Source organism: Microbacterium sp. CGR1 (genome assembly GCF_001266755.1).
GTDB lineage: Bacteria > Actinomycetota > Actinomycetes > Actinomycetales > Microbacteriaceae > Microbacterium.
In genome coordinates, this window is the sequence record NZ_CP012299.1 from 2,055,618 (window position 1) to 2,068,859 (window position 13,242).

10 protein-coding genes are annotated in these 13,242 nt (G+C 68.4%); 1 reads left to right on the forward strand and 9 read right to left on the reverse strand.

Annotation, left to right across the window (positions count from 1 at the left end; translation table 11 throughout):
* Window positions 1-210: 210 nt before the first annotated feature.
* The 5 genes from cydC to AKG07_RS09985 form a co-directional block, all read right to left on the reverse strand.
* Entirely contained in the window at window positions 211-1,881 is a 1,671-nt protein-coding gene (cydC, locus tag AKG07_RS09965; protein ID WP_053097724.1) for a thiol reductant ABC exporter subunit CydC, read from the reverse strand.
* A complete protein-coding gene (gene cydD, locus AKG07_RS09970) occupies window positions 1,878-3,545 on the reverse strand; it encodes a thiol reductant ABC exporter subunit CydD (RefSeq protein WP_053097725.1) in 1,668 nt (555 codons plus the stop codon). The genes cydC and cydD overlap by 4 nt, the downstream gene beginning before the upstream one ends.
* Window positions 3,546-3,651: 106 nt before the next feature.
* Window positions 3,652-4,674, reverse strand: coding sequence for a cytochrome d ubiquinol oxidase subunit II (gene cydB / locus AKG07_RS09975; RefSeq protein WP_053097726.1), 1,023 nt, complete (start codon window positions 4,672-4,674; stop codon window positions 3,652-3,654).
* Window positions 4,675-4,688: 14 nt separating this feature from the next.
* Entirely contained in the window at window positions 4,689-6,104 is a 1,416-nt protein-coding gene (locus AKG07_RS09980) for a cytochrome ubiquinol oxidase subunit I (RefSeq protein ID WP_053097727.1), read from the reverse strand.
* Window positions 6,105-6,197: 93 nt separating this feature from the next.
* Window positions 6,198-6,878 (reverse strand): ArsR family transcriptional regulator, encoded by a 681-nt coding sequence (locus AKG07_RS09985; protein WP_053097728.1) that lies wholly within the window; start codon window positions 6,876-6,878, stop codon window positions 6,198-6,200.
* 100 nt (window positions 6,879-6,978) lie between these two features.
* Between AKG07_RS09985 and radA the strand changes: the two genes are divergently transcribed.
* On the forward strand, window positions 6,979-8,346 hold the full coding sequence (gene radA, locus AKG07_RS09990) for a DNA repair protein RadA (RefSeq protein ID WP_053097729.1): 1,368 nt from the start codon (window positions 6,979-6,981) through the stop codon (window positions 8,344-8,346).
* 364 nt (window positions 8,347-8,710) lie between these two features.
* On the opposite strand, the gene AKG07_RS09995 is transcribed toward radA, so the two are convergent.
* The 4 genes from AKG07_RS09995 to AKG07_RS10010 form a co-directional block, all read right to left on the reverse strand.
* Window positions 8,711-9,121, reverse strand: a complete 411-nt coding sequence (locus tag AKG07_RS09995; RefSeq protein ID WP_053097730.1) for a hypothetical protein — start codon at window positions 9,119-9,121, stop codon at window positions 8,711-8,713.
* A 279-nt stretch (window positions 9,122-9,400) separates the two neighbouring features.
* Window positions 9,401-10,060, reverse strand: a complete 660-nt coding sequence (locus AKG07_RS10000; RefSeq protein WP_053097731.1) for a hypothetical protein — start codon at window positions 10,058-10,060, stop codon at window positions 9,401-9,403.
* Window positions 10,061-10,069: 9 nt separating this feature from the next.
* Entirely contained in the window at window positions 10,070-10,573 is a 504-nt protein-coding gene (locus AKG07_RS10005) for an amino-acid N-acetyltransferase (protein ID WP_053097732.1), read from the reverse strand.
* Window positions 10,574-10,697: 124 nt separating this feature from the next.
* Window positions 10,698-13,223 carry an ATP-dependent Clp protease ATP-binding subunit gene (locus AKG07_RS10010; protein ID WP_053097733.1) on the reverse strand — a complete coding sequence of 842 codons (2,526 nt, stop codon included), beginning with the start codon at window positions 13,221-13,223 and terminating at the stop codon, window positions 10,698-10,700.
* Window positions 13,224-13,242: the final 19 nt, after the last annotated feature.

Sequence of the window (13,242 nt, forward strand, 5' to 3'; positions counted from 1 at the left end):
TTCTGAACCGACATCGGTGCTTCCGTCCTGCACACGGTCGCCGACACGACACCGGGCGGGCCTGTCATTCCCGAACCTCGGCACGACGTCGGGCTCCACCCCCGACACACCGAACGGACGAACGGATGCCAGGGCACGCCGCCCTAGACGTCCGACACTGTGCCCGGGGGTAGCGGCGAGAAGTCGCCCCAGGACCCGACAGCCGCCGGACTACTCCGCGACCGTGCGTCCGTCTTCCAACCGCACGACCCGGTCGACGGTGCCCGCGGGCGGGGCGACGTGCGAGATCAGCAGCACCGACTGCTCCCCCGCCGCGTGCAGCAGGTCGCGCAGCAGCGCATCAGATGCATCGGGGTCGACACCCGCGGTCGGCTCGTCGAGCACCAGCACCGGGAAGCCCCTGAGCAGCGCGCGAGCCAGAGCGATCCGCTGCGCCTGCCCGCCGGACACGAGTCCGCCGCGGTCGCCGACCCGCGCATCCAGTCCGCCCCGCTCGCGCACCCAGGCGCCGAGGCCGACGCGGTCGAGCACCGCGAGCAGCTCATCGTCGGTCGCGGAGTCTCGGGCGAACAGCAGGTTCTGGCGGATGTCTTCGTCGAACAGCTGTGGACTCTGCTCACACAGCCCGATCGTGCGTCGCAGAGCGGGACCGGAGAGTGCCGCCGCATTCATGCCTCCGACGGAATACTCCCCCTCGATCCGCAGGAATCCCACGAGCGCGGCAGCGAGCGAGCTCTTGCCCGCCCCGCTCGGACCGGCCACCAGCACACGCTCTCCCGGACGCAGGTCCAGGTCGACTCCTCGGAGCGCCGACGTCCCCCCGGGCCACCACGCGCGCACATCACGGAGTCGCAGCGCGGGAACTCCGACGATCGTCACATCCTCGCCGTCGTCCGACCTCAGCTCGGCGGGCATCTCCGCCGGCAGCACGTCGACGATGCGCTCGGCGCTCGAACGCACGCTGCGCCAGGATGCCGCGGCGATCGGCACGGCGCCGAAGACCTCGAACACGACCATGGGAACGAGCACGGCCACGGCGAGCCAGGGTCCGTCGATCGCCCCGGTCGTCAGCCCGGGAGCCGCGACAGCCAGCGCCCAGACCGACGCCGCGCCCGCGACCGCCGACACGACGCCGGCTGCGATCGCCTGCGCCAGGGATGCCGTGCTCACGGCGCGGCGCAGCTCGGCATCCGCCTGCCGCACCCGCTCGCGGGCCTGCGGCTCGGCTCCATAGGCGAGCAGCACATCGAGCGTGCCGAAGTAGTCGGTCAGCGCGGCGGCGAGGTCGCCGCGACGGCGGGAGACGGCGGCCTCTGCCCGAGAGCCGAACACCCACCCCAGTCCGATCGCCGCAGCGGCCGCTACCACGAGGCATGCGGCGAGAGTGAGTGCGGCCGGCAGCGACACGAACGCCAGGAATCCGACGGCGCCGAGGGCGACGAGCCCCGAGACTGCGAGCGGCTGCACGACCCGCAGCGGCAGGTTCTGCAGGTTCTCGACATCGTCGACGAGGGCCGAGAGCACGCGACCGTGGTCGGTTCGTCCGAGTCCGGCAGGCGACAGCGGAGTGAGGCGCCGCACCATGTCGGCGCGTGTCGAGGCGAGCTGACGCAGCGCCGCATCGTGGCCGCTCAGCCGTTCCAGATACCGGGTCACCGCACGAGACACCGCGAAGAACCTCACCCCGACCACCGCGATCGACAGCGGCACGAGAGAGTCGACGATCGATGCGCTGACGATCAGCCAGCCGCTCACCGCGAGCAGGCTCACCGCGGCGCCCGCCGACAGGAAACCCCAGATCGCGCCGGGGAGGAAGCGGCGCATCGGCGGCTGCGCGAGTCGGAGGACGTCGCGGATCCGGGCGGAGTCGCTGATGCTCATGCGTGCACCCCCAGCTCGACGACGCGATCGGCGATGGCCCTGGCCGAGCGGCGGTGCGAGACGAGGAGGACCGTGGCTCCGGCATCCGCGCGGTCGCGCAGCGACGACCAGAGCCGTGCTTCGGTGTCGGGGTCGAGGGCGCTCGACGGCTCGTCGAGAGCGAGCACGGCGTCCGGGTCGGCGGCGTGCCGATACAGCGCCCGTGCGACGGCGACGCGCTGCGCCTGGCCGCCCGACAGACCGCTCCCCTGCACGCCGAGCTCGAGCGCCGGATCGAGGTCGGTCGCGCACGCGTCGTCGAGGGCGCGGCGGATGCCGTCGTCGTCGGGCTCGTCGTCACCGAGCGCGACGTTCGCGGCGATCGTGCCGCGGCTCAGCTGGGGGCGCTGTCCGCTCCACGCCAGCCACTCCGACGGCGCGCGACCTCGCACATCGACTCCGGCGACCGCAGCCGAGCCTTCGAACTCGACGGCACCGCGCAGAGCCGCGAGCAGACTCGACTTGCCTGCGCCGCTCGGCCCCTCGATCAGCGTGATGGTTCCCGGCTCGGCTGTGAACGAGACCGGCGGCAGATCGCGCACGCGCAGGTCGGTGACGACCAGGTCTCGCGCGTTCGTGCTCCACGACTCCGGAGATCCATCCGGAGAACCGGCCGGATCGGCAGGATCCGGCCCGACCGTCGCCCGATCTCCGGAGTCGTGGAGCGAGTCCGCCCGAGCCCCGGCCGCATCGAGCACCTCGAACACATCCTCGGTCGCCGCGACCCCCTCGGACGCGGCGTGGAACTGCACGCCCACCTGGCGGATCGGCAGGAACGTCTCGGGCGCGAGCAGCAGCACGAACAGCCCGACCTCGAGCGACAGGTCACCCGACAGCAGCCGGAAGCCCACCGCCACGGCGATCAGCGCCACCGCGAGCGAGGCCAGCAGCTCCATCGCGAAGCCCGACAGGAACGAGAACCGCAGCACCTTCATGGTCTCGCGACGGTACTCGTCGGCCGTGTGCTCGATCTGTGCGGCGGCCCGGCGCTCGCGCCCGAACAGACGCAGCGTCGAGAGCCCCTGCACGGTGTCGGCGAACCGTGCCGCTAGTCGCTGCAGCGTCTGCCACTGCGTGCGCTGCACCGTGCGGGTCGCGATGCCGATGAGGATCAGGAACAACGGGATCAGCGGCAGCGTGATGAGCGCCGTCAGTCCACTCGGCCAGTCCTGCCACCACATGATCGCGAGAAGCACCGGCGTCGCGATGACGGTGAGCACGAGCTGCGGGATGTAGCGGGCGAAGTACGCGTCGAGCGCCTCCAGCCCGTGCCCTGCGGTGACGGCGAGGCCAGCCTGATTGCGCTGCGCGAGCCATCCGGGTCCGAGGCGGCCGACGGCGGCGATCAGAGCGGCACGCAGCTGCATGCCCGTCTTCGCCGCGGCGCGGGTCCCGGCGGCATCCGAGGCCGCGATCAGCACGCCCCGCAGGGCCGCGAGTCCGAGCAGCCAGAGCAGGGATGCCGTGACATCGCGCCCGGCGAGCGCGCCGGTGACGGCATCCGTCAGCATCCACGCGAACGCGATGGTCACCGCGGTCTGCACGACCCCGATCGCGCCGGAGAGCAGCAGGAATCCACGGGCGGCGCTCGCATACCGCAGCAGCCGGATGTCGACCGGCTTCACCGCGCCACCCGCTCAGCCGTGGTCAGACAGGTCACTCCGGTCGCAGTTCGTGCCGCTCCCCGATCAGAGAGGCGGCGCGAACTGCGACCGGAGCAGAAGTCGTGTCTCACGCGTGCGCCGGAGCCCCCTCGATCGAGCTGCGGGTGACGCGCTTGCGGAAGATCCAATACGTCCAGGTCTGGTACGCGAGCACCAGCGGCAGGGCGATCAGGGCGGTCCAGCTCATGATCGTCAGCGTATACGGCGTGCTCGAGGCGTTCTCGATCGTGAGGCTGAAGGCCGGGTCGATCGTCGACGGCATCACGAAGGGGAACAGCGCCGCGAACAGCATCACGACAGCGGATGCCACGGTGACGGCGCCCGCCGTGAATGCCCGACCGTCACGTCCGCGCATCGAGAAGAGCACCGACGCGATCAAAGCGAGCGCGGCGACGAGACCGCATCCGATGACCATCAGCATGAGCGGAGACTCGCGATCCCAGGCGATGCCGATCGTCCAGAGCACGGTGCCCGCGGCGGCGAGCACCGTCGGCCCGGCGGCGAGCTTGACCAGACGACGAGCGTCCGCGTGCACCTGGCCGTCGGTCTTGAGCGACACGAACAGCACTCCGTGCAGGAAGAACAGCAGCAGCGTCGTGATGCCGACGAGCAGCGAATACGGGTTCAGCAGTGCGAAGAACCCGCCCACATAGATGTGGTTCTCGTCGATCGCCACGCCCTGCACGATGTTGCCGAACGCGACACCCCACAGCAGCGCGGGCACGGCGGAGCCGATCACGATCATCCGGTCGAAGCCGCGCTTCCACTGCGCGCCCTCACGCTGGTGCCGGTACTCGAACGACACCCCGCGCAGGATCAGCGCGAGCAGGATCAGCAGCAGCGGCAGGTAGAACCCGCTGAACAGCGTCGCGTACCACTCGGGGAACGACGCGAACAGGCAGGCGCCGGCGACGATCACCCAGGTCTCGTTGAGATCCCAGATGGGGCCGATCGTGTTGATGACCTGGCGACGCGAGACGTCGTTCTTGCCGAGGAACGGCAGCGACATGCCCACGCCGAAGTCGAACCCGTCGAGCACGAAGTAGCCGACGAAGAGGAAGGCGACGATCCAGAACCACATGTATTCCATGACTGATCCCTTTCTCAGTACACGACGGACGGCAGCTGGGCCGTCTCCTCGTGGGGCTGCTCTTCGGTGTCCGGACCCTTCTGGGCCGCACGGATGATGAGGCGGATCTCGACCACGGCGAGCGCGGCGTAGATCGCGGTGAAGGCGATCAGCGAGATCAGCACCTCGACGCCGCTGACACCCGGCGAGACGCCGTCCTGCGTGGTCATGAGTCCGAAGACGATCCAGGGCTGCCTGCCCATCTCGGTGAAGACCCAGCCCATGATGTTGGCGACGAGCGCCAGCGGGAACGACCAGATCGCGAGCTTCCACATCCACGGCGCCGGCGGGTTCTTTGCGCCCTTGCGGGTGACCCAGAGGCCGACCACGGCGACGAGGGCGGCGGCCATGCCGAGGCCGATCATCCAGCGGAACGCCCAGTACGTGACCCAGAGGATCGGGGCGAACTCGGTGAGTCCGGTGTCGGCGAAGGTGGTGGCGTACTCGGCGTTGAGGTCGTTGATGCCGTGCACGCACGCGTCGAACGTGTGGGTCGACAGCAGCGACAGCAGGTACGGCACGCGGATCGAGAACAGCTCGGAGCTGCCGTCGGGGGTGCCCAGCGTGAAGAGGCTGAAGGAGGCATCCGGGCCGCACACCGTGTTGAAGGTCGCTTCGGCGGCTGCCATCTTCATCGGCTGAGCGGCATACATCGCGAGGCCCAGCTGATCACCCGTGAGCACGACCCCGGCGGTCGAGAAGATCATCGCCCACAGGCCGAACTTCAGCGAGATGCGCATGGTGTCGAAGTGCTGTCCGCGTGCCAGGTGCCAGGCCGAGACCGAGATCACGACGCCGGCGGCGAACATCAGCGCGCCGAAGATGGTGTGCGGGAAGGCGGCGAGCGCGACCGGGTTGGTCAGCAGAGCCCAGAAGTCGGTGAGCTCGGCGCGGTTGGTCTCGGGGTTGAAGACGTACCCGACCGGGTTCTGCATGAAGGCGTTCGCGGCGATGATGAAGTAGGCCGACAGGATGCTGCCGATCGAGACGCACCAGATCGTGGCGAGGTGCAGCTTCTGCGGCAGCTTGTCCCATCCGAAGATCCAGAGGCCGATGAACGTGGCCTCGAAGAAGAAGGCGAGCAGCCCCTCGAACGCGAGCGGAGCACCGAAGACGTCGCCGACGAAGCGCGAGTAGTCAGACCAGTTCATGCCGAACTGGAACTCCTGAACGATGCCCGTCACGACGCCCATGGCGAAGTTGATGAGGAAGATCTTGCCGAAGAACCGGGTGAGGTGCAGGTACTGCACCTTGCCAGTGCGCACCCACGCGGTCTGGAAGATCGCGGCGACGAGCGCCATGCCGATCGTCAGCGGCACGAACAGGTAGTGATAGACGGTCGTGAGACCGAACTGCCATCGAGACAGGACCAGCGGGTCCAACCATTCCATGAGCCACTCCTTCTTCCGTGCCCTGGGTGCCACGCTAACGACGGGCCTGCCGCCCCCGATGGGCCGCCGACCGTGAATAAGGCAGATGCGCGCCTAGGCGGCGGACATCTCCGTCAGACGCAGCTGCACGGTGCAGTCCGCCGGCAGGGCGGAGGTGCGAACGGCCTCGGCGGCGAGCGGCCCACCGGCTTCGGTGAGCACCCCCTGCATGAGGCCGAGGTGCACGGAGCACAGCATCGGACGGTCTTCGGCGCGACCCGCGGCATGCGGGCATGGGCTGAGATCGACGGTGAGCTGCTCGTCATCGACGACGGGCTCGAAGCCGCTCTCCTCCAAGTGTTCGATCAGGGCGTCAAGCTGGTAGGTCGCATCGCGACCGAGAGAGGATGCCGACGCAGGCAGGACCCGACGCAGCAGATCGCCGCGGACGGCGGCCGCCTTCGCCTTGTCGCGGGCGATGGGACTCGAGGCATCCGCCGCACCGGTCACTGCGCTGTACAGCGTGCGCGGACGACCGCGAGTGGTGCGGCGCTCACTGGCCTGGATGACGTAGCCGCCTTCGATGAGGCGCTGCAGGTGCTCGCGAACCGTGTTGGGATGCAGGCCGGTGGCCTCGCACAGCTCGCCGATCGTCCGCTCCCCGCGGGTCCGCACGGGTCCGCCGTCGTGCTCGGCGTCGCCATCGATGCGGGGGCCGCCTTCGAAGAGCGCGTGCAGGATCTGCACTCGCGAGAAGGTCGAGATCGGCCCGCAGACGGGCCCGCCGTTGGCCATGGATCCAGTATCCCGCGGGGGCTCGGCGCCATGGGGTGGTTCGGCCGTGAATAATGCCCCAGGCGATAGGGATGTCTGATCTCGGCGATAGCCTGGCTGCATGGCCACCCGAAAACCCGCTCCTCCTGCGTACGTCTGCACCGAATGCGGGTGGACGACCGCCAAGTGGGTGGGTCGCTGCGCCGAGTGCCAGCAGTGGGGAACGGTGCAGGAGCAGGGCACCCAGACGGGCATCCTGAGCCGGATCACGCCGCTCGCGCCGACCGCGGCGAAGGCCGCGCGACCCATCACGCAGATCACCACCGAAGACGCCCCACGTCGCACGAGCGGGGTCGGCGAGTTCGACCGCGTGCTCGGCGGGGGCATCGTCCCCGGCGCGGCGATCCTGCTCAGCGGAGAACCCGGTGTGGGCAAGTCGACGCTGCTGCTCGAGGTCGCCGCTCAAGCCGCCCGCTCCGGCCGTCGGGTGCTCTATGCGAGCGCCGAGGAGTCTCCGGCGCAGGTGCGCCTGCGCGCCGAGCGCACAGGCGCGCTGCACGACGAGCTCTACCTGGCGAGCGAGACGGACCTCGCGACGATCCTCGGCCACATCGACGAGGTCGCCCCGCAGCTCGTGATCGTCGACTCGGTGCAGACCGTGTCGTCGTCGCTCATCGACGGCGCGGCCGGTCAGCCGAGCCAGGTCCGAGAAGTGGCGGCCACGCTGATCCGCGTCGCGAAGGACCGCGGGCTGCCCGTCATCCTCGTCGGGCACGTGACGAAAGACGGCACCGTCGCCGGGCCGCGCGTGCTCGAGCATCTCGTCGACGTCGTCTGCCACTTCGAGGGCGACCGTCAGACATCGCTGCGTTTCATCCGCGCGCTGAAGAACCGCTTCGGTCCGACCGACGAGGTCGGCTGCTTCGAGATGACGGGTGCGGGCATCTCCGAGGTGCCCGACCCGTCCGGTCTCTTCCTCTCGCAGGGTGCCACCGAGCCGGGAACCTGCGTCGCGATCTCGCTCGAGGGCCGCAGGGCGCTGCCGGTCGAGGTGCAGGCGCTGACGATCACCACCACCGCTCCGAATCCCCGTCGAGTGGTACACGGACTCGACTCGTCGCGTGTGGCGATGGTGCTCGCGATCCTCGAACGCCGCGCCGGGATCAAGACGAGCAACCTCGACGTCTACGTCTCGACCGTCGGCGGGGTGCGTTTCACCGAGCCTGCGGCCGACCTCGCGATCGCGATCGCCGTGGCGGGGTCGATCCAGCAGATCTCGGTGCCTCGCACGGTCGCCGCCGTCGGAGAACTCAGCCTCGCCGGCGAGATCCGCCCCGTCACCCAGTCGGCGCAGCGTCGGTCCGAGGCGTCGCGGCTCGGCTACGACCAGGTGGTCGACGACCGCTCGAAGACGCTGCGTGCGGCGCTCAACGACGTGCGTGCGCGGAACACGAGCAGGCGCAGCGAAGCCGACATCCCGCCGTTCTGAGCCCGCGGCGATGAGCGCCTGTCCCGCGCTCAGCCGGGTCGAACACCGTCAGCGGGGCCACATCCGCACCGCACCGTCAAGCGGGGCCACTTCCGCACCGCAACGCCATGCGGGGCCACTTCCGCACCGCACCGTCAAGCGGGGCCACTTCCGCACCGCACCGTCAAGCGGGGCCACTTCCGCACCCCAAACGGGCGATCGGCATGCGAAAGTGACCCCGCAGAGATCATCCGATGCGAAACTGACCCCGCACAGATCATCCAGGGCGAAAGTCACCCCGCACAGATCAGCCGATGCGAAGATGACCCGGCACGGGCCGTGGGTCCTGCGCCGGTCGCCTGGGCGAGCGAGCTCGCACCGCTACTCAGGCGTCGAGGGCCTTGAGCAGTTCCTCGGGAGAGGCCTGCATCGGGTGCGGTCCCGCGATGTCGAGGAATACCGTGGTGATCGGGTGCGCGCCGAGGAACTTCCGCAGCCACTCCGCACTGTAGATGCCGACACCCGGCGGGAGGTTGGCCGGCTTGTTCTTGGCATCGCTGAACAGCAGCAGTGCCAGATCGCCCGAGTTGGGGTCGCGATAGGTCCAGACCTCGCCGCTGTCGAGAGGATTGTCGCGGGCGCCGGGCTTCACGAGCGGCACGACCGTGGTGCCGTGGCGCAGTGCGAGAGCGACCGCGGCGATGTCCTGCTTCTCCAACGCCTGGGCGAGGGCATCCGACCGGAAATCCTCAGGTGCGGGCTTGCTCTTCGCGGATTTCGACTTCTTCGCTGCCATGCATCCAGCATATTCAGCGGATGCCGCAGCGCGGTCCGAAACCGAGCCGGGAGAAGAAAGGGGCCCTCTCGAGTCATCCATTGGGGACTGGGGTACTCGAGAGGGCCCACGGACCCTCGGGCGGCATGTCGAAGCGCTGGGGACGCTGTGCTCGACGCCACTGGGGATGGCATGCGCCGCAAGTCTGCGAGGGTCACTCCAATGGTATCCCAAAGAAACAGCAGTGTCACCCGAAACTGAGTGCAGGACTGTATTCAAGACCTTTGGCTAGTTTTTGCCTCAATACAGGAGGATCTGTTTCGTCGTCGTGCCCTTGAAGCCGCCGATCTCGACAGCGACGTGATACGACGCTCCGCCGCCGGGAGCTCGCGGCCGATTCTCGTCCGCACAGGTCTCGACGCTCGACCGCGTGCGGTCCCAGGTGACCGGCACCTTGCTCGTCACGGTCGCGCCGGCGGTGAGCGTGGCGACCATGCTGCTCGGGTTCTCCTGGCAGTCGGTCGACGTCCACCAGACATCGGTGCCGCTCGACACCGTCATCCGCTGAGTCGTTGACCCCACGTCGATCGCGCAGTCGGTCGACCCGCGGTTCGTCAGCGAGATCGACAGCTGCGGCAGCACGCCGGGATCGTACGAATCGGCATCTGTCACGGCCGCCACCTCGACGTCCTTGGCCTCGCACGCGACGATCCCGGGTGTCTCATCGGCCGACGGCTCAGGAGACGGCGACTCGGCTGCGGGCGATTCTGAGGTCGTGGCATCCGGCGACGGGGATCCCGAGGCCGAGGCGCTCGGCGAGGGCGTCGCCTCGGCGGCGCTGGCCCACGGGCGTGCCAGGAGCAGCCACACCGCGGCACCGATGACGGCGACGAGCAGGATCGCCGCGACGAGGGTCACCAATCGGCGGCGACGATAGACGGCGGCGGAGTGGCGAGGCATTGATTCAGGTTAGTTGAGGCTCTTCAGCATCCTGGTGTTGCCGAGCGTGTTCGGCTTGACATGCGCGAGATCGAGGAACTCCTCGACACCCGCGTCGCCGCTGCGCAGCAGCTGAGAGTAGACGTCGGGGTCGACGACCTGTTCGCCGATGATCGAGTATCCGCGGCGGCCGAAGAAGTCGACCTCGAAGGTCAGGCAGAACAGTCGGCTGAGCCCGAGCTCGCGAGCCTGCTCTTCGAGCGCGCCGACGATCGCGCCGCCGACGCCGTGGTGCAGCCAGTCCCCGCGGACCATGAGGGTGCGCACCTCGCCGAGGTCCTCCCAGAAGACGTGCAGCGCACCGCATCCGATCAGCTCGCCGTCGGCTTCGGCCACGACGAACTCCTGCACGGCGCCGTAGAGCACAGCGAGATCCTTGCCGAGCAGGATGCGCTGCTCGACCATCGGCTGCAGGAGGTTCCGGATGCCGACGATGTCGGCGCTGCGCGCAGGCCGGACGATGTACTCGCTCACACCGTCAAGCCTAGAACCCGTCACCTCCCCAGACCCTGAGCGAGCCCGGAATGCCGGAGTGCTGGAGTCCCCCGGACACGCAGAAGGGGCGGATGCCGCAGCATCCGCCCCTTCTGTGATCAGGTCACTCCCCGCTGGCGACCGCCAGGTCGGGGGTGCCGGAGATCGCTCCACCGGTGTTGACGCCTACCGCGACCTTCTCGCCGCGGGGACCGTGCTCGAAGAGGAACTCGCCGTCCTTCGCGTCGACCTTCACGTGGTCGCCGGGGTTCAGCTCGCCGTGCAGGATCTTCTCCGACAGACGGTCCTCGACCTCGTGCTGCATCGCGCGACGCAGCGGACGGGCACCGAGCGCCGGGTCGAACCCGATCTCGATGAGACGCTCCTTGGCGGCCTGCGAGAGCTCGATCGTCATGTCGCGGTCGAGCAGACGCTCGCCGAGGCGCTTCGTGAACAGATCGACGATCTGCACCAGCTCTTCCTTCGACAGCTGCGGGAACACGATGATGTCGTCGACACGGTTGAGGAACTCGGGCTTGAAGTTGCGCTTGAGCTCTTCGTTGACCTTGCCCTTCATCCGCTCGTAGTTCGTCGAGTTGACGCCCTCGATCTGGAATCCGACCGGACCACCGGCGATGTCACGCGCACCGAGGTTGGTGGTCATGATGATGACGGTGTTCTTGAAGTCGATCACGCGGCCCTGACCATCGGTCAGGCGACCCTCTTCGAGGATCTGCAGCAGCGAGTTGAAGATGTCCGGGTGGGCCTTCTCGATCTCGTCGAACAGCACCACGCTGAACGGCTTGCGGCGCACCTTCTCGGTGAGCTGGCCGCCCTCTTCGAATCCGACGAATCCGGGAGGGGCACCGAACAGACGCGAGACGGTGTGCTTCTCACCGAACTCGCTCATGTCGAGCGAGATGAGAGCCGCTTCGTCGTCGAACAGGAACTCGGCGAGCGCCTTGGCGAGCTCGGTCTTTCCGACACCCGTGGGGCCGGCGAAGATGAACGAGCCTGAGGGACGCTTCGGGTCCTTGAGGCCGGCGCGCTGACGGCGGATCGTCTTGGAGAGCGCCGCGATGGCCTCTTCCTGACCGATGACACGCTGGTGCAGCGCCTTCTCCATGAAGACGAGTCGCGAGGACTCCTCTTCCGTCAGCTTGAAGACCGGGATGCCGGTGGCCTGTGCGAGCACCTCGGCGATCAGACCCTCGTCGACGACCGCAGCGGTCGCGACGTCACCCGAACGCCACTGCTTCTCGAGGCGCAGGCGCTCGGCGAGGAGGCTCTTCTCCTCGTCGCGCAGCGATGCGGCCTTCTCGAAGTCCTGGTCCTCGGATGCGACTTCCTTCTGCTCGCGGACCTTGGCGATCTTCTCGTCGAATTCGCGCAGCTCGGGTGGGCTCGACAGGATGCTGAGGCGCAGGCGTGCGCCGGCCTCGTCGATCAGGTCGATGGCCTTGTCGGGCAGGAAGCGGTCCGACACGTAGCGGTCGGCGAGGTTCGATGCCGCGACGATCGCGCCGTCGGTGATCTGCACCTTGTGGTGCGCCTCGTACCGGTCGCGCAGCCCCTTGAGGATGTTGATCGTGTGAGGGAGGCTCGGCTCGTTCACCTGGATCGACTGGAAGCGGCGCTCGAGAGCGGCATCCTTCTCGAAGTGCTTGCGGTACTCGTCGAGGGTGGTGGCGCCGATGGTCTGGAGCTCGCCACGAGCGAGGAGCGGCTTGAGGATGCTGGCCGCGTCGATCGCGCCCTCGGCGGCACCCGCACCCACGAGGGTGTGGATCTCGTCGATGAAGACGATGATGTCGCCGCGCGTGCGGATCTCCTTGGTGACCTTCTTGAGACGCTCTTCGAAGTCACCGCGGTAGCGGGAACCGGCGATGAGCGAGCCGAGGTCGAGCGAGTAGAGCTGCTTGTCCTTCAGCGTCTCGGGCACATCGCCCTTGACGATCGCCTGAGCGAGGCCCTCGACGACGGCGGTCTTGCCGACGCCGGGCTCGCCGATCAGGACGGGGTTGTTCTTGGAGCGGCGAGACAGGATCTGCATGACCCGCTCGATCTCCTTCTCGCGCCCGATGACCGGGTCGAGCTTGTTGTCGCGAGCGGCCTGCGTGAGGTTGCGGCCGAACTGGTCGAGCACCTGCGAGCCGCCCTGGGCGCTCGGGGTGTCGTTCGACTGCGCGCCGACGGCTGCCGGCTCGCGTCCGGGGGCACCCGAGAGCAGCTGGATGACCTGCTGGCGGACCTTGTTCAGGTCGGCGCCGAGCTTGACGAGGACCTGGGCTGCGACACCCTCGCCCTCGCGGATGAGGCCGAGCAGGATGTGCTCGGTTCCGATGTAGTTGTGACCGAGCTGCAGGGCCTCGCGGAGGCTGAGCTCGAGCACCTTCTTGGCGCGCGGCGTGAACGGGATGTGACCGGTGGGCTGCTGCTGGCCCTGACCGATGATGTCCTGCACCTGCTCGCGGACGGCGTCAAGGGAGATGCCGAGGCTTTCGAGCGCCTTGGCTGCGACACCCTCACCCTCGTGGATGAGGCCGAGCAGGATGTGCTCAGTGCCGATGTAGTTGTGGTTGAGCATCTTCGCCTCTTCTTGGGCGAGGACGACCACTCGACGGGCTCGGTCCGTGAATCTCTCGAACATGCTGTGACTCCTTATTCGC